Below are 15,928 nucleotides of genomic sequence, written 5' to 3'. Positions count from 1 at the left end.
GAGCCAAGCCCGCACCGGCTCACTCGGCGATCCGGCGCAGCAATCCGGCGACGAGCGCGACGCGATCGGGGATGTCGTCGACGATCACGTGCTCGTGCAGGGCGTGTGCGCCGTCGCCGCTGGCTCCGAGCCCGTCGAGCACCGGAAGGCCAAGCGCGGAAACGAAGTTCGCGTCACTGCCGCCGCCGACGCTGATCGGTTCGAGCGGCGCGCGCAGTGACGCGGCGACCTCGTCGGCGAGGTCGAACAGCCGCCTGCTCTCCGGCGTGAGCCGCATGGGCGGGCGGCTCCACCTTCCTTCGACCTCCACCCGCACGCGCGGGTCGCCGGCGCGGAGCCCGGCGAAGACCGCGTCGATGCGGTCGGCCTCGGCTTGGTCGCTGATCCGGATGTCGATGAGGCAGCTGGCCTTGCCCGCGATGACGTTTCGGGCGGTGCCGCCGCTCATCGTGCCGACGTTGATCGTGGTGCCGCGCTCGTGGTCGGCTTCCCCGGCGATCCGGTGGATGATCTCGGCGAGCGCGTGGATCGCGCTGGCACCGTCGGTGGCGTTGTTCCCGGAGTGGGCCTCCACGCCGTGCGCGGTGATGGTGAAGATCCCGACGCCCTTGCGCTCCGCCTTGACGTCCCAGCCGACGCCCGGTTCGAGCACCAGCGTCGCCAGGCAGTCCGGCGCAGCGCGTTCGATGTGGGGCCGGGACATCGGGCTGCCGAGTTCTTCGTCGCCGTTGAACATGAACCGGACTGTCGGGCACGGCAGGTCGAACGCGCGCAGCGCCAGCAGCGCCCAAACTCCGGTGACCAGACCGGTTTTCATGTCGTAGACGCCCGGCCCGGTCGCCGTCCCGTCCTCCCGCACGGCGAACGGCCACCCGTCCGCGGTTCCCGCGGGCCAGACGGTGTCGTAGTGGCCGATCATGAGCACGGGCGCTTCGGTGGAGCCGGCGTAGGTCACCTCCAGCAGATCGCCGTGCTCCGCGTGTTCGTGCCGCGTGCACTGGGTCGGCGTGCCGAGCCTGTCCCGCAGCCACGCCGTGATCGAGTCGGCTGCCTTGTCCAGCAACGCTTTCTCGCTGCTCGGCGACTCGTGGTGCACCAGCGTCGACACATCGCCGAGCAGCTCGTCGAGCCGGTCTCGGCACCACGTGGACAACGGCTTCGTGGACAAATCGTGCGCCTTCCTGCGTTGGGGATGGTTCATCGGACGGGAACGCCGGGGCCGAGCGGGATGCCGAGCGCGTACCAGGCCAGGAACATCAGGACCCAGACGCACAGGTTGACGATCGCCAGCGGCAGCACGAGCGACATCAGGGTGCCGATCCCGGCGGACGGGCGGTAGCGGCGGATGAAGCCGAGCGCGATGACGAAGTACGGGCTCATCGGCGTGAGGCTGTTGGTCGGCGCGTCGGCGACGCGGAACAGGGCCTGGGTGGTCTCCGGATGGATGTCCAGCAGCATCAGCATCGGCACCAGCACCGGGGCGACCAGTGCCCACATGGCCGATCCGCTGGTGAGCAGCAGGTTCAGCGCGCTGATCAGCAGCACCGCGCTCACGAAGATCACCACGGGCGGCGCGTCGATCGAGTCCAGCACGCCGGCGCCGGAGATCGCGATGACCTGGCCGATGTTGGTCCACTTGAAGTACGCGAGGAACTGCGAGACGGCGAAGAACAGCACCAGCACCGGGACCAGTTCGCGCAGCCCCTGGCCCATCAGCTCCGGGAAGTCCTTGGCGGAGCTGATGGTCTTCACCGTCACGCCGTAGACGGTGCCGATGACCATGAAGAACAGCATCATGATCACCGCGACGTTCTCCATCAGCGGGGAGTCCACGATGGACCCGCCTTCGCCGCGCAGCGGCGAACCGCTCGGCAGCACGGCGAGCACCACCGCGGCGAGGAAGAGGGCCGCGGCGATCAGCGCCCGCCGCACCCCGGTGCGCTCGGCGGCGGACAGGGACATGTCGGGCAGCTCGTCGACATCGGTCAGCTCCGGCTCGACGGCGTTCATCGCGGCGACCCGGCGGGAGACGACGAGCTCGGTCACCACGGTGATCGAGACCGCCAGCAGCAGCGAGGACGCCGCCGAGAAGTAGTAGTTGGACACCGGGGTGACCAGGTAGTCCGGGTCGATGGTGTGCGCGGCCGACGTGGTCAGGCCGGCGAAGACCGCGTCCGACGCCTCGATCACCGGGCTGATGCTGCTCGCGCCGCCGACTGCGACGTAGGCGACGACCGCGCCGATGATCGGGCTGCGGCCGACGGCCCGGAACACGATCATGCCGAGCGGGATCATCACCACGAACGCGGCATCCGACGCCAGGTGGGCGAACATCGAGGTCAGCGCCACGGAGAAGGTGACGAGGCCGGCGGGCACCTTGGCCAGCGCGGCCCGCATCATCGCCGCCAGCAGGCCGGTCTTGTCCGCGATGGCCACGCCGAGCATGACCACCACGATCATCCCGAGCGGCGGGAAGTTCACGAAGTTCTTGATCAGATCGCCGAGCATCATCTGGACCCCGGCGCCGGAGACGAGGCTCTTGACCCCGACCTCCTTGCCGTCCACCGGGGAGATCGCGGAGACGCCGAGCGCGGCCAGCAACCAGCTCGCCAGCACCACCGCCGCGCTCAGGATCACGAAGAGCCAGAAGGGATGCGGCAGCTTGTTCCCGACCCGATCCACCACGTCGAGCACGCGCATCACCAACGACGTCACCGAACGTCGTCTCGTCGTCACCTCAGTCAAGGACCCCTCCGCTTCCATCAAACGGTGATTTGATCCAGCATCCAAACTTCAGATGCAGGCTTGTGTCAAGTAAGCTATGTCAGCGGGAGAACCGTTCAACTTGAGGTGAGGTTTTGCAAACACTGGATGACGCGGACCTTGATCTGGTGGCCGCGCTGCAGCTCACGCCCCGGGCGCCGCTGAACGCCGTTGCGGAGATCCTGGGCACCTCGGCCAGCACGGTCGGCCGGCGAATCCAGCGGCTGCAGGAGAGTCGGCTCCTGCGCTTCATCTCCACCGTGCACTGGTCGCTGATCCTCACCGCCAACCCCTACGTGGTGTGGATCAAGTGCGAGCCAGGCATGGCCTCCGGCGTCGCGGCAGCGATCCAGGAGGTACCGGAGGCCCAGTCCATCATGATCATCAGTGGTGACGCGGATATCTACTGCACCATCTATCCGCTGGCGGAAACCGACCTGCGCCGCCTGCTGACCCACACGTTGCCCGGCATACCGGGCATCGCGTCCATCGAGTCGCACCTCGTGCTGCGCACGGCGCGCCAGGCCGTGGCGTGGCACCTGGACCGGCTCACCGGCGAGCAAACCGCTGCGCTGCGCGAGCACGCCGACGCCGACCCCAGCTCGCCGCCGGAGCGCGTCGGGCCGCTCAACGAAGCCGAGTTCAACACGCTGCGCCTGCTCGTCGACGACGGCCGGATCTCCGCGGCACAAGCCGCCCGCGAGCTCGACGTCAGCCGGTCGACCGCGTACCGGCTGATCCAATCGGTGCTGGAAGCGGGTGCCGCCCGCCCCCGGGTGGAGATCGAACCCGCGGTCCTCGGCTTCCCGCTCACGGCGCTGATCACCCTCGACGTCCAACCGCAGCACATCCCGGCGGTGCTGGCCGAACTGGGCGCGCATCCGTCCGGACGGTTCACCGTGATGACGGCCGGGCCGTCATCGATCACCCACCACGCCGTGTTCCGCGGCGAAGACCACCTGTCCCGGTTCGTCACGGAAGACATCGGGGCGCTCCCCGGCATCAACGGCCTGAACATGTCGACGGCGCTCGCGGTCCTGCGCCGCCAGTGGATCGACCGCGACAACGACGTACTCATCGGAGACCGAGTGCACGACGTCCTGTCGCGCCCCTGATCTATGCCCGAGATGGCCGCGATCGCCGTGGCAACCGCGTCTCAAGTAACCGTCAGTCGCCCCGGGCAGGAGCGACGTGGTCCCTCATCCCCGTTGCTGCTCCCAGAACAATGCGGCGATTCGGCCGCGCGATGTGAAGCCCAATTTCGTGAGGATGTGCTCGATGTGGCTTTCCGCCGTCCGTCGCTTAATCGCCAAATGCGCTGCGATTTCCTTGTTTGACAACCCCTGGGCGACGAGCTGGGCGACTTCTCGTTCTCGCGGCGTCAGAAGCGCGTGGATTCCCGCCGCGCTCTCTGCCTGAGAACCGGACACCGCTACTGTCTTCTCATTCAGCGCACGAACGACGATCTCGTCAACCGTGTGGCCTGCGCCGTGTTGGTAGGAGGCTTCGAATGCTTTGTCTCCGACGGCCCGACGAGCATGCGCCTCGCACTGATTGTGCCAGTCCATATAGTGGTGGAAGCCCAGGAGGTACTCACCGAGCGGCCGCCAGAGCTTGTGACTCGCGGCCAGCAGCTCGGCGGCGCGTTCGCCATTTCCGTTCCTGGCCTCCACCCAAGCTAGGGCCTCGACGCAGAGTGCGATGTTGAGCGGATCGCTGAGAGGCCGTTCGATTCGCAGGCACTCTCGCAGGTGGGCGGTCATGTGCTGCAGATCGCCCTGCGTCCACCGGATGACCGCCAGGATCCACAGCATCCACGACCGGCTCCACTGTTCGCCGTGTGCCCGGCAGAGCTTCTCGCATTCCTGACAGAGGGAGAGACCGCGATCAGCATCCCCAGTCAGACACCGGGCGAGCGCGAGCCGGAAGAGAGCCGTGGCCAGGTGGGTGCTCGGCCTGCCGAGTGCCCGCTCCTGAGACAATGCCTGCTCCAGCAAGGGCACCGCTTTGGTCAGATTGTTTGATACGAGTTCAGCATGTCCCAAAAGCTGCGCTGCGTGAGCCAGTGCCGCCTGGTCATCCAGTGCACGCGCCAGGCGTGAGCATTCGTTCAGCATGCTCAAGGCAGCGTCCGTGTCGCCTTGTCGGATGGCGAGATAGCCATTGACCCACAGCGCCTTGGTGCGCTCTTGGCTCGGCTGCAAGTCGAGGGTGAGTGCCCGGTCGAGCCACTCGCGGCCTTCCTGGGGCGAGCTGCAGGCAACCCAGTAAAACCACAGGGCGCCGGCCATCCGCAGCCCGGCTCTGGCTTCCCCTGGTTCGGTGAGGCAGTATTCCAGCGCTGCCCACAGGCTGGCCTGGTCGAGTTGCAAGCGGGAGAACCACTGCAGCTGGTGAGGACCGAACCAGTTGGCGTCGGCCTGTTCGGCCAGGTCGAGGTAGTAGTCCCGGTGCTTACGGCGCAGCGCGGCCAGAGCACCGTCTGTGCCGAGCTGCTCATGCCCGAAATCGCGGATCGTGGAGAGAAACCGATACCGGGAGCCAACATGGTGCTGTTCTCGGATCAGAATTGACTTTTCCACCAACCCCACGACACCCATGAACACTTCGTCAGGCGACAGGCCGTCATCCGTGCACACCTGTTGTGCGGCCTCGATGTCGAACTCGCCCGGGAAAACGGATAGTCGTGACCACAGCACCTGTTCTTGCTGGGTGCACAGGTCGAAACTCCACTCCATGGCGGCCCGCAGCGTCTGGTGGCGCGGCAAGCCGGCACGTTTTCCCTCCGTCAACAGTCGGTACCGGTCCTTTAACCGGGCAAGGATTTGCTCCACCGACAGTGCTCGCATGAGGACTGCGGCCAGCTCGATCGCGAGTGGAAGACCATCCAATCGGCCGCACAACCGAGCCACCGTCTGCTCATTGTCCGGACCGAGCGTGAATTCTGGATTTACCGCCGAGGCGCGATCTTCAAACAATTTCAGCGCCTCGTACTCCCGAGCAGTACCCTGTACCAGGGTGTTGTCGGTCGGCACGGACATCGGCGGTACCTGCCAGATGTGCTCGCCGCCGATCATTAGCGGTTCGCGGCTGGTTGCAAGAACATGCAGTTTCGGTGCGGCTTCGAGCAGGGTGGCGACGAGATAGCCGCAGGCATCACGCAAGTGCTCGCAGTTGTCCAACACCAGTAGCAATTGCTTGTCTGCGAGGTGGTCAACAAGCACATCTTCAGGTGCACGAGCCGTGCGATCGCGCAACTGGAGGCTCGATGCCACTGCGCGAGCCACTAGCGAGTCGTCGTCCAGCTCTGCAAGCTTGACCAGCCAGACACCGTCCGGGAAAGCCCGCCGCAGGTCCTCCGCAAGACGCAACGCCAAACGCGACTTCCCTACACCGCCGGGCCCGGTCAGTGTCACTAGCCGGGCCCTCGACAGTAGCCCCTTGACTTCGGCCATTGCTCGACAGCGCCCAACAAAACTGCTCAGGTCGCCAGCGAAGTCACCGACCCGTTGACTTGCCATCCTAATCATCAGGCTCATTCGATTCAGAGACTGCTCTCAGTATATACCGCTCCCTCTCGGCGGCTGGGATAGCGGCCCGGTTCGCTCCGGTGGAGACACAACGTCAGGAGCGGTGTAATCCGTCCTGCGGGACTGAGGACCGGCAGCGGTGCGCGGCGGCCGGTACCTCGGCCGGTCACGGTCTCTACGAGGCTGTGGGGCAAGCCCCACAGCCTGCCCCATCGGTCTGCTCGTCCAGCTCGCCGACCACGGTGTCGTTCGCAACGTCAGACATCAGGGGCACTTCCGTAATCGGGAGTCCCGATGGCCGTCACCAATAACCGGCAGGCATGGACTGACGCGCCCCCTCCGATTTCGGTGGTACTTTTAAGTTAGTCGCCTCCGTCTCCGCCCGAGACGATACATGCAACAATCCAATGAATTCGTTTTTCTTTGCTGGCCGCGTCACTGGGGAAACCGGTCGTGAGTGTGTGCCTGATCCTCGCCAGAGCGAGCACTCCTGGCTGGTAAGTTCGGTCGCCGGAACCGCATGCACGAGAGGGTCAGCGTGGGATCTCCGCACGAGGGCACACAAAACAACGCGTCGGCCGCTGAGAACGTCGTCCAGGCCCAGAACGTGCATGGAGATGTGCACATTCACGGCTCGGCTGGTTCGTCGGGTTCACGTGTGGTGCCGCGTCAGTTGCCCGCGACGGTGCGGTATTTCATCAACCGCGCCGTTGAACAAGACGCGTTGACCACGTTGCTCAAGGGCGCTGGCAGTGACCACACGGTCCTGGTGTCGACTGTTGATGGGCTCGCTGGGGTGGGTAAGTCGACATTGGTGGTGCAGTGGGCTCACCAGGTGCGGGAGCAGTTCGCCGACGGGGAGCTTTACGTCAACCTGCGGGGCTTCGATCCGGCCGCCGAGCCGATGGCTCCAGCTGAGGCCTTGGCGGGGTTTCTTACCGCTCTGGGAATGGCTCCGGAGGCGGTGCCCGTCGCAGAAGATGCCCGCGCGGCGCAGTTTCGCACGCTGTTGCATGGGCGGCGGATGCTGCTCGTGCTGGACAACGCCCGCGATGCCGAGCAGGTGCTGCCGCTGCTGCCAGGCTCGTCCGGGTGCCTTGTAGTCGTCACCAGCCGCCAGCGACTGGACGGGCTCGTCGCCCACCACGGGGCGCAGCGGCTCTCGCTGACTACGTTCACCCGCGACGAAGGTCGCCAGTTGCTGGCGCGCTTTCTCGGTGCCGAGCGCCTGGCCAATGAGCCGGAGGCGGCTGCGGCTCTGCTGGAGCATTGTGCGGGGCTGCCGCTGGCGCTGACGCTGGTCGCTGTACAGGCCGCCGCCGAGCCCGACGTGCCACTGGACGACCTCGCCGCCGACCTGCGCGACGAGCGCGACCGGCTCGATGCTCTCGATGTGGGCGGAAGAACCGGTATCCGGGCGGTGTTCTCGTGGTCCTACCGCTCGCTTTCCCCGCAAGCCGCTCGGCTGTTCCGCTTGCTCGGACTACCCAACTCGCCGGACATCAGTTCCGGGGCGGCTGCCGCTCTGGCCGGGGTGGACCAGCACCGCGTTCGCCGGGTGCTGGCCGAGCTCTCCCGGGCACACCTGCTCACCCGACGCGCGGGAGACCGCTACGTTTTCCATGACTTGCTGCGTGCTTATGCGCGCGAGCGCGCACACACCGACGACAGCGAACAGGAACGCACCACGGCGTTACAACGCCTGCTCGACCACCACCTCTACACCACCTATACCGCCAACCAACGATTAGCACCCACCCGGCTCCTGCCCGACCTGGACTACACCGACAAGCAGCTAAGGCGCGACTTCGCCACCAACGAAGAGGCCCTGGCCTGGTGGGACGCTGAGCACAACAGCGTGCTCGCCACTATCCGGCAGGCGATGACACTCCGGTTGCCCCGAGGCCCCTGGCTGGCACACGTAGCCACCTACCTGTTCAAACTGCGCGGACTGATCGACGAATTGAAGGCCAGCAGTACCGACGGGCTCAACGGTGCACAGGAAAACGCAGACCGCCCCGCACAGGCGCGGATACTCATGGACCTCGGCACAGCGCACCACTTTCGCGGTGAACTTGATTCAGCTGTCCGCTACCACCAATCTGCCGTCGAGCTGTTCGCCGAGCTAGGCGAACACCACTGGGAAGCCTTGATGCACGTCATCCTTGGAGAGACCTTCCTCGGCTTGGAGCGCTACGCGGACGCGGCCGCCTCCGCGCGGGCCGCGCTACGAATGCAGGACAACTCTGACGCCCAGGTCATCATTGACCCAGGAGCAGCCGATGCAGTTCTCGGACACGCATTGGCCTGCCTCGGTGACTTCACCGAAGCGTTCACCCACCTGCACCGCTCCCTCGAAACGAGTTCTGATCAGTTCTTGCAGGGCTACACGCTGGGCTACCTCGGATCCGCCTACCTCCGCGCCGGAGATATCGACAACGCGGTGCGCACCTACCGCCGGGCCGTGGAGCACTGTCGCGCCATCGGCCACCGGTTGGGCGAGGTGACCAGCCTCAACAAGCTCGGCGAGGCCCTACACGCCACTGGTGATGTGGAAGGAGTTCGGGAAGCCTGGCAGGCGGCACTCGTCCTTCTTGACGAGCTCGGGCACCCCGACGCCGAAACCGTCCGCGCCCAACTCGACGACTTGGACGCCGGCACACCAGGACCAAGCGCGACCGGTTAGCGTGTTCTGAAACCTTCTGCTCCGACCAGCCGCGCACCTGACCGATGCCCGATTGGCGAAGTACGGTTGCAGCACTGGGTAAACCGGTTGTGAGTGAGTGCCCGAATCTCGCCAGAACAAGCACTCGCGGCTGGTAGTTTCGGTCGACGGAAAGATCGGGGCTGGTGAATAGCGGGGCACGTGGCGAACAACAAGCGGAAGAAGCAAAAACGCGGCCCTGCCGGCAGGACGACCACAGCTCCGACCCGGCCGATTCCGGAGCCTGAAGAGGTTTCCGAAGAGCGTTCGTCCAGCCCCAAGCCGCCGTGGCTCGTTCTTGTTCTGGCGTTGGGTTGTTTCGCCGTCATCAAGCCCGACATCTGGCTGACGTGGTCGCGAGACCAAGCACCTGAATGGGCCCAAACCGGCGCGCTCGCAGTCGGTCTCTTCGCGATCTGGCTGATCCTGCGCGGCCTGTGCGCCACGCAGTGGCTCGGCGCGTCCCGCGTTCAACAGACGGCGGAAGTGCGTTCGACCCGCCAGCTGACCGAACTGATGCTGTCGCGAACCGCGATCTGCACCCTGGCCGGAACCTTCCTGGCCCTGATGGTCGCCGGCCGAGCGGAAGCGGCGGGAGTCAAGGTGACGAGCCTGATCAGCGACCTTGCCACGGTCGGCGCACTCGTCGGGCTCGCATCCTGCGCGCCGCGCAGCGTGATCCAGAGCATCCGCATCTTCAAGCTCCTCAAGGAAAGCGACCGCCGGAACTGGGTTCGAGCCCACCTGACGCTGGCGATCGTCGACCTGATGGTCCTCTTCGAACTCTGGAACCTGATCCGCTCGGTGCTGTTCAACAAGTGAGGGGCACTCTTAACCAAGTTACTTGGCTAAGGGTGCCCCTCACCCAGGCACGATCGGGGTCAACGAGGGAAGCGGTCGTCCTTCACTGCGGCGATGAACGCCGACCACTGCGCGCGAGTCGCGGTGAAGTACCCGGCGGCGCGGTCCTTGCTGTCCCGCACCGCCGCGTCTAACGCCACCCGTCCGACCTCGACGCACTGGCCACCGCTCTTCGAACGCGACGATGTCCGCCAGTTTGTTGGTAAGAGCTCCATTTGGTCCTCCCGCGCCTGCTAATCAGCTTGGACCAGCCTACGTAGCCGGTCGAGCGATGCGGGGCCAGACAGAGCTACAGATCTCAGCTCGTCGAACAGGTAGCGCAGGGCCGACACCTCGTCCTCGTCGTCGACCGTGTTCCCGCCAAGTGGGGTGTCGAGGAAGCCGATGCTTTCTTCCTGGTCAGGGAAGGACAAGATGACGAATGTCCCACTCGGCGACGCATGTGCGCCAGCTTCGTAGGGCAGCAGCTGGAGAATCACGTTCGGGCGTTGGCATTGCTCGATGATGTGCGTGATCTGTTCCTTCATCACGTCAAGGCCGCCGACCTGACGATGAAAGGCGGCCTCGCTGACGACTGCGCGCAGCTGCAGAGGCGGATCAGATGAGAGGCGGTTCTGCCGAGTCATCCGCGCTTTGACACGTCGATCGATGTCGCGGGGATCGGTGTCGTAGCGCCCAGCTCGGTGGATCTCGCGCGCGTATTCCTCTGTCTGAAGCAAACCAGGAATCAGGTCGAGTTCGAAGTTTGCGACCTCCACGGCCGTCGACTCGAATTCGACATAGGGCTCGAACCACTCGGGCAAACGGTAGCTCGACCACCAGCCGCGTTCCTCGGCCTGCTTGCGCGTCTCGTCAAGTTGGGCCCTGACCTCGTCACTGGCCTCGTACAGGTTGAGCAGCTTCGTGAGCTCGATCTTTTTGATCTTGCTTCGCCCCGCCTCAAGATGGCGAATTTTCGATGTCGAGCAGCCGAGGCGCTCGGCTGAGTCTTCGACGCTGCAGCCTGCTTGGTTTCGAAGTTTGGTCAGCCAAGATCCCAGCTGCCGCCGCCGTGCAGTTGACATGCCGCCACCTTATGCGCGAACGAACCGTTGATCATTCACCCGATCCATCGACTGTTGATCTGACACTATCAACAATATCTTTGACAGTGTCAGAATCATGGGCTGATTGGAGCTGATTGGCGTGGCGTGGTGGGCGGAGTTCGATGCGGCTTCTCTGTTGGCTCGGCGGGATGACATCGTTTACTGGATCGTGCCGTCCGGTGCGAAGGTTCGGCACGGCATCACCGACAAGCCCGGTCGCTGGCCCGCCGGTACGGAAGTCGTTGCGCTGTGCGGAGAAGGCGTGAAGATCCCGCTCGCCACTCCGTATCCCGCGACACCGAGAACCGCCAGCGTCACGATCCAGTGCGACGGCTGCGTCGCGGAATACCGGCTGCGCGGCTCGCCCTCCACCGTCTGGGACTTCTGATCAACCCCCAGTCCGGCCTCGCCGCAGTGTTCGCCCCGGCGCGGCGAGGCCCGTCCGGCGGGGGCGGGCTCCCTCCCCCGTCCTCGCCCCCGCCGGACACTCCAGAAGGGACTCTCGGCATGGCCGCTCTCCTCGGATCCGCCATCACCGCCTTCCTGTTCGCAACGGGAATCGTCTGCTGGCGCAGAGGGAAATCCGGCCAGCACGGTGGATCAGGTGACGGCGCGACAGGCGTTTGGCAGCTGTGTGCGCAGGTTGCTGCGGAGCGGCAGCGGGAGATGGAAGCCGAAGCCTACGGGCGTCACGCGCTGCGACGGTCGGCTTTCGTGCTTACTCGATCGGGGGATGGGGCGGCGCGCGTGGGGTATTTCGGGCCGACCGGCGTTGATGATGATCCGCATGGTTGAGAACGGAGTTGGCAAGGCCGAGCGAGCCGGTGGTGCCGGGCACGGGTTGGAGGAAGAGCGGCTGGAGCGGACCCGGACCGGTGGGATCTGGGTTTCCGCCGTCATCGCGGTGGTCGTGCTCGTGTTCGTGCTCGTCTTCATCGTGCAGAACTTCGAGAGCGTGACCGTGCGTTTCCTGTGGACCGCGGGCAGTTTGCCGCTGGGCGTGGCGATGATCTTCGCCGTGCTCGCCGGGGCGTTGCTGATCGCACTCGTCGGCACGGCGCGGATCCTGCAGCTCCGGCGCTCCGCCAAGCACCGGTTGCGCAAGCCGGAATGACGGATGCCGTGGTCGGCGGCGCGGGGGGTCGCCGCCGACCACGGACGTCTGCTCACTGCGCGGTGAAGCCGCCGTCGATCGACAGGTTCGCGCCGGTGATGAAGCTGGCCTCGTCGCTGAGCAGGAACGCCGCGAACGCGGCGATCTCCTCGGGCTTGGAGACCCGGCCCACCGGGTGGAGACCGACGATCTGCGCCTCTCCTTCCGGAGTCGCGCCCATGCTGCTGCGGAACGCCGGGGTGTCCACCGCGCCGGAGGCGATCGCGTTGACACGGATGCCCTGCGCCGCGTTCTCCAGTGCCACCGCCTTGGTCAGACCGACGACGCCGTGCTTCGCCGCGACGTAAGGCGAAACGCTGCCCATGCCGACCACGCCGAGGTTCGAGGCGTTGTTGAGGATCGCGCCGCCGCCCGAGGAGAGGATCGCCGGAACCTGATGCTTCATCCCGTAGAACACGCCGCTCAGGTTGAGGTCGATCTCCGCGTGCCAGCTGTTGTCGTCGATGTCCTGCACCGCGCCGAACGCGCTGACGGCGCCCGCGTTGTTGAACGCGCCGTCCAGCCGGCCGAACTCGTCCATCGCCGCGCGCACCAGCGCCGCGACCTCGCTCTCCACCGTCACGTCGGTGGGCACGAACAGCGCCCGGCCCCCGGCGGCGCGGATGTCGGCCGCCAGCTGGTCGCCGGCCTCCTTGCCCCGCGCGCCCAGGACCACCGCCGCGCCTTCGGCGGCCAGCCGCCGGCTCGTCGCCTCGCCGATCCCGGAGGTCGCCCCGGTCACCACGACCACTTTGGACTCGAAACGTGCCGTGTTCATTTCTTCCTCGATCGCTTCGCCGTTTTCTCGGACGAGTCCAATACTTCCGGCGAACGCGGATCAAGTCTGGCGGTAATCAGCCGTCGCGTCCCGACGTTCCAGGGTGGTCGCGAGCCAGAGTTCCAGGCGGTCCTGGGGTTCGTCGAGAGACCGGTTCGTGACGCGTTCGGCGGTCCGCAGGCGGGTTCGCAGCGTGTTGCGGTGGATGTCGAGTTTTCGCGCCGCTGCCTCAAGGTTCTGGCCTTCGTCGAGGAACGTTCGCACGCACTCCACGAGACTCGGGGTGCCCGCGCGGCGGCGTTCGTCCTGGCGGCGCAGTGGTTCCAGCACGGAGTCGACGAAGCGGTCGACCGCCGGGCCGTCGAAGACACCTTGGAACAGGGCGCTCGCGGCGAGCTCGTCGGCGTGCCGGTAGACGTCTCCGGAACGGGAAAGCGCGCTCGTGGCACGGTAGATCGTCGCGGGCAGCTCGGCCCGATCGCGGGCGGTCGCCGCTCCCGCGTGAACCTGCCCGGCTCGTGTGCTCAGCCGCTCGGCGAGTGCGCGGCCCGTCCTGGGGTTCGTGTCAGGGAGGACGACGACCAGTGCTTCCGGCAGCGGGCAGACGACCAGTCGTTCTTCCAGTGCCGTGTCGTCGATGACCTCGGTGAGGGTGTCGAGCACGATGCGCGCCAGCTTCGGCGGCTCGGCGTCGTCCGCGCGCAGCGCCACGACCTCGTAGGGCGGAGTCGGCAGCGGGCAGGCGTCCTCCAGGCGGTTCCAGAGCGTCGCCGAGTTCTCCTCCAGCGCAGCGGCGAAGATCGCGGCGCGCTGCTGGTGGGTTTTCGCGCGCGCCGCGCGCACGCCCTCGACTCCGACTCCGACGAGGTTGGCCGCGTGGTTGGCGAGGATCCGCACGTGCGCGGCCACCGGCGGCGCGGACGCCACCGCGAGCCAGCCGCTCGGACTGCCCGAAATGCCGGTGCTCGCCACGTGGATCTCCAGGTCGCCGAACGTCATTCCGAGCGCTCCGCGCGTGTCGCGCCGCACGGCCGCGCGCACCGCCTCGTGCCAGTCGCGGCGCTCCGGCGGCTCCGCCGCGCGCACGTGGTCGGCGGAGTCGAGCAGCAGCACCTCGCCACCGGTGCCGGCGGCGAGCTCGCGCACGATCCCGGCGGGCCCGGAGCGCAGCGCCGCCCGCGCCATCGCGTCCTGTGCTTTGAGTGCCTGCCGTTCCTGGTGGGAGCGGTGGTCCGCGTACCACTGGGCGACCGCCTCGGTGATCGCGATGAACGGCGTGCTCTCGATGGCCGCCACCACCGGGAAGTCGCATTCGTCGGCGGCCCGCAGGACCGCGGGCGGCAGTTCGGTGCGGATCTCGCCGGGCGGGAATCCGAGGCCCGCGCAGCCCGCGTCGGCCAGCCGCCGCACGTATGCGCGCTGCCCCTCCGGGTCTTCCGGCAGGCCGAGGCCGACGGTCAGCACGAGCTCGCCGCCGCGCAGCCACGGCACCGGGTCGGTCAGCTCGATGACGTGCGCCCAGCGCACCTCCCGGTGCAGCCCGCCCGACCCGGCCAGCAGGCGCAGATCCAGTCCCGGCAGGCCCAGCACGTCCGCCATCCGCAGCGCCATTGATCAACCCTTGTGCGAATCGCCCAACTCAGATGGCGAAAGTGTACGGTTCGCCCAGGGTGTTTTTTCGCCCGTGGTCCTACAGTCGCTGCACTCGCTCCCAGCGCCGACGGAGGACTTCATGAGCGATTCGACCGCTTCACCGCGAATGGCCGTCAGAGCCGCGTTCGCATCGTTCGTGGGCACGACCATCGAGTGGTACGACTTCTACGTCTACGCCACCGCCGCCTCGCTGGTGCTCGGCAAGCTGTTCTTCCCGACCACCGCCGACCCGTTCGTGGGCATGATGGCCTCGTTCGCGGTGCTGGCCGTCGGGTTCTTCGCCCGGCCGCTGGGCGGCATCGTGTTCGGGCACTTCGGCGACCGGGTCGGTCGCAAGTCCGCGCTGGTCACGACGCTGCTGATCATGGGCGGGGTGACCTTCCTCGTCGGCCTGATGCCCACCTACGACGCCATCGGGCCGTTCGCGCCGATCGCGCTCGTGGTGCTGCGGTTCATCCAGGGCCTCGCGGTCGGCGGCGAGTGGGGCGGCGCGGCGCTGATCGCGGTCGAGCACGCGCCGGAGCACCGCAAGACCTTCTTCGGTTCCTTCCCGCAGATCGGCAACTCCGCCGGGGCGCTGCTGGCCACCGGCGCGTTCAGCATCGTGTCGGCCTTCGGCGAGGAGGCGCTGCTGAGCTGGGCGTGGCGGATCCCGTTCCTGGCGTCGGCGGTGCTGGTGCTGGTGGGGCTGGTGATCCGGCTGCGGGTGGAGGAGTCCCCGGTGTTCGTCGAGGCCCTGAGCGCGCACGACACCTCGCAGGAAGCTCCGGTGAAGGAAGTGCTGCGGACCTCGTGGCGGACGGTGCTGATGGGCATCGGCGCGCTGCCGGTCGCCGTCGGCGGCTACTACATCGTCACGACGTTCCTGCTCGCCTACGCCACCACGCCGGAGATCGGCGTCTCCGAGACGACGATGCTCAACGCGCTGAGCGCGGCGGCGTTCCTGGAGATCGTCGCGACGCTGATCACCTCCTGGTTCGGCGACCGCGTCGGCGCGCGTCGGATCGTGATCGGCGGGCTGATCGCGGTGGCGGTGCTCGCCGCGCCGCAGTTCCTGGTGGTGCCCAGCGGAAACGTCGCGCTGATCGTCGCGCTGCTGCTGGTGATGCGCGTCGGCATGTCCGGCACCTACGGCCCGCTGCCCAAGATCCTGTCGGAGATGTTCGAACCGCGCGTCCGCTACACCGGCATCTCGCTGTCCTACCAGATCGCCGGGGCGATCTTCGGCGGCTTGGCGCCGATCGCCTGCACCGCGCTGCTGGCGGCGTTCGGCACCCCGACCCCGGTGGTGGTGCTGCTGGTGGTGATGTGCCTGGTCGCGATCGCCTGCACGGCGAAGGCGCGGCAGGTCAGCGACGAGCCGACGGCCATCGCCCAGCGCGCCTGAAGTTCCCGAACGAT

Annotated in this window: 14 protein-coding genes; 7 read left to right on the top strand and 7 right to left on the bottom strand. The window is 66.8% G+C overall.

Annotation, left to right across the window (positions count from 1 at the left end; genetic code table 11):
- Positions 1 to 19: 19 nt before the first annotated feature.
- Both AB0I53_RS04625 and AB0I53_RS04620 read right to left on the bottom strand, forming a co-directional pair.
- Positions 20 to 1,168, bottom strand: a complete 1,149-nt coding sequence (locus AB0I53_RS04625; RefSeq protein ID WP_358596383.1) for a M20 family metallopeptidase — start codon at positions 1,166 to 1,168, stop codon at positions 20 to 22.
- 29 nt (positions 1,169 to 1,197) lie between these two features.
- The gene (locus AB0I53_RS04620) at positions 1,198 to 2,700 is read right to left on the bottom strand and encodes an AbgT family transporter (RefSeq protein WP_358596776.1); all 1,503 of its coding nucleotides are present in this window, start codon (positions 2,698 to 2,700) and stop codon (positions 1,198 to 1,200) included.
- A 158-nt stretch (positions 2,701 to 2,858) separates the two neighbouring features.
- Between AB0I53_RS04620 and AB0I53_RS04615 the strand changes: the two genes are divergently transcribed.
- The gene (locus tag AB0I53_RS04615) at positions 2,859 to 3,878 is read left to right on the top strand and encodes an Lrp/AsnC family transcriptional regulator (protein WP_358596380.1); all 1,020 of its coding nucleotides are present in this window, start codon (positions 2,859 to 2,861) and stop codon (positions 3,876 to 3,878) included.
- Between the two features lie 84 nt (positions 3,879 to 3,962).
- Here AB0I53_RS04615 and AB0I53_RS04610 read toward each other — a convergent pair whose 3' ends face one another.
- Complete coding sequence (locus tag AB0I53_RS04610; protein WP_358596774.1) at positions 3,963 to 6,218, bottom strand: LuxR C-terminal-related transcriptional regulator; 2,256 nt, start codon at positions 6,216 to 6,218, stop codon at positions 3,963 to 3,965.
- A 595-nt stretch (positions 6,219 to 6,813) separates the two neighbouring features.
- Between AB0I53_RS04610 and AB0I53_RS04605 the strand changes: the two genes are divergently transcribed.
- Together AB0I53_RS04605 and AB0I53_RS04600 are read left to right on the top strand one after the other, a co-directional pair.
- Positions 6,814 to 8,979: a tetratricopeptide repeat protein gene (locus tag AB0I53_RS04605; protein WP_358596377.1), complete on the top strand. Its 2,166-nt coding sequence runs from the start codon at positions 6,814 to 6,816 to the stop codon at positions 8,977 to 8,979.
- 180 nt (positions 8,980 to 9,159) lie between these two features.
- Positions 9,160 to 9,819, top strand: a complete 660-nt coding sequence (locus tag AB0I53_RS04600) for a hypothetical protein (protein WP_358596374.1) — start codon at positions 9,160 to 9,162, stop codon at positions 9,817 to 9,819.
- A 59-nt stretch (positions 9,820 to 9,878) separates the two neighbouring features.
- On the opposite strand, the gene AB0I53_RS04595 is transcribed toward AB0I53_RS04600, so the two are convergent.
- Together AB0I53_RS04595 and AB0I53_RS04590 are read right to left on the bottom strand one after the other, a co-directional pair.
- Positions 9,879 to 10,073 (bottom strand): DUF397 domain-containing protein, encoded by a 195-nt coding sequence (locus AB0I53_RS04595; RefSeq protein WP_132480966.1) that lies wholly within the window; start codon positions 10,071 to 10,073, stop codon positions 9,879 to 9,881.
- Between the two features lie 18 nt (positions 10,074 to 10,091).
- On the bottom strand, positions 10,092 to 10,922 hold the full coding sequence (locus AB0I53_RS04590; RefSeq protein ID WP_358596371.1) for a helix-turn-helix transcriptional regulator: 831 nt from the start codon (positions 10,920 to 10,922) through the stop codon (positions 10,092 to 10,094).
- Positions 10,923 to 11,028: 106 nt separating this feature from the next.
- Between AB0I53_RS04590 and AB0I53_RS04585 the strand changes: the two genes are divergently transcribed.
- The 3 genes from AB0I53_RS04585 (at position 11,029) to AB0I53_RS04575 (ending at position 12,057) form a co-directional block, all read left to right on the top strand.
- Positions 11,029 to 11,331, top strand: a complete 303-nt coding sequence (locus tag AB0I53_RS04585; RefSeq protein WP_358596368.1) for a hypothetical protein — start codon at positions 11,029 to 11,031, stop codon at positions 11,329 to 11,331.
- A gap of 119 nt (positions 11,332 to 11,450) precedes the next feature.
- Positions 11,451 to 11,738 carry a hypothetical protein gene (locus tag AB0I53_RS04580; protein ID WP_358596365.1) on the top strand — a complete coding sequence of 96 codons (288 nt, stop codon included), beginning with the start codon at positions 11,451 to 11,453 and terminating at the stop codon, positions 11,736 to 11,738.
- Entirely contained in the window at positions 11,731 to 12,057 is a 327-nt protein-coding gene (locus tag AB0I53_RS04575) for a LapA family protein (RefSeq protein WP_358596362.1), read from the top strand. The genes AB0I53_RS04580 and AB0I53_RS04575 overlap by 8 nt, the downstream gene beginning before the upstream one ends.
- A gap of 52 nt (positions 12,058 to 12,109) precedes the next feature.
- Here the strand turns inward: AB0I53_RS04575 and AB0I53_RS04570 are convergent, their stop codons facing one another.
- Together AB0I53_RS04570 and AB0I53_RS04565 are read right to left on the bottom strand one after the other, a co-directional pair.
- Entirely contained in the window at positions 12,110 to 12,874 is a 765-nt protein-coding gene (locus AB0I53_RS04570) for a glucose 1-dehydrogenase (protein WP_358596359.1), read from the bottom strand.
- A 60-nt stretch (positions 12,875 to 12,934) separates the two neighbouring features.
- Entirely contained in the window at positions 12,935 to 14,485 is a 1,551-nt protein-coding gene (locus AB0I53_RS04565) for a PucR family transcriptional regulator ligand-binding domain-containing protein (protein ID WP_358596356.1), read from the bottom strand.
- A 121-nt stretch (positions 14,486 to 14,606) separates the two neighbouring features.
- Between AB0I53_RS04565 and AB0I53_RS04560 the strand changes: the two genes are divergently transcribed.
- On the top strand, positions 14,607 to 15,914 hold the full coding sequence (locus tag AB0I53_RS04560; RefSeq protein WP_358596353.1) for an MFS transporter: 1,308 nt from the start codon (positions 14,607 to 14,609) through the stop codon (positions 15,912 to 15,914).
- Positions 15,915 to 15,928: the final 14 nt, after the last annotated feature.

It is taken from the genome of Saccharopolyspora sp. NPDC050389 (genome assembly GCF_040655595.1).
GTDB lineage: Bacteria > Actinomycetota > Actinomycetes > Mycobacteriales > Pseudonocardiaceae > Saccharopolyspora.
The sequence above is the reverse complement of the archived record's forward strand: the minus strand, read 5'-3'. Positions and strand labels throughout refer to the sequence as shown.

Coding starts and splice junctions, on each gene's coding strand:
- AB0I53_RS04620 (WP_358596776.1), bottom strand. CDS start 2,700: ATGCGCGTGCTCGACGTGGTGGATCGGGTCGGGAACAAGCTGCCGCAT.
- AB0I53_RS04610 (WP_358596774.1), bottom strand. CDS start 6,218: ATGGCCGAAGTCAAGGGGCTACTGTCGAGGGCCCGGCTAGTGACACTG.
- AB0I53_RS04605 (WP_358596377.1), top strand. CDS start 6,814: ATGCACGAGAGGGTCAGCGTGGGATCTCCGCACGAGGGCACACAAAAC.
- AB0I53_RS04595 (WP_132480966.1), bottom strand. CDS start 10,073: ATGGAGCTCTTACCAACAAACTGGCGGACATCGTCGCGTTCGAAGAGC.
- AB0I53_RS04590 (WP_358596371.1), bottom strand. CDS start 10,922: ATGTCAACTGCACGGCGGCGGCAGCTGGGATCTTGGCTGACCAAACTT.
- AB0I53_RS04580 (WP_358596365.1), top strand. CDS start 11,451: ATGGCCGCTCTCCTCGGATCCGCCATCACCGCCTTCCTGTTCGCAACG.
- AB0I53_RS04575 (WP_358596362.1), top strand. CDS start 11,731: ATGGTTGAGAACGGAGTTGGCAAGGCCGAGCGAGCCGGTGGTGCCGGG.
- AB0I53_RS04570 (WP_358596359.1), bottom strand. CDS start 12,874: ATGAACACGGCACGTTTCGAGTCCAAAGTGGTCGTGGTGACCGGGGCG.
- AB0I53_RS04565 (WP_358596356.1), bottom strand. CDS start 14,485: ATGGCGCTGCGGATGGCGGACGTGCTGGGCCTGCCGGGACTGGATCTG.
- AB0I53_RS04560 (WP_358596353.1), top strand. CDS start 14,607: ATGAGCGATTCGACCGCTTCACCGCGAATGGCCGTCAGAGCCGCGTTC.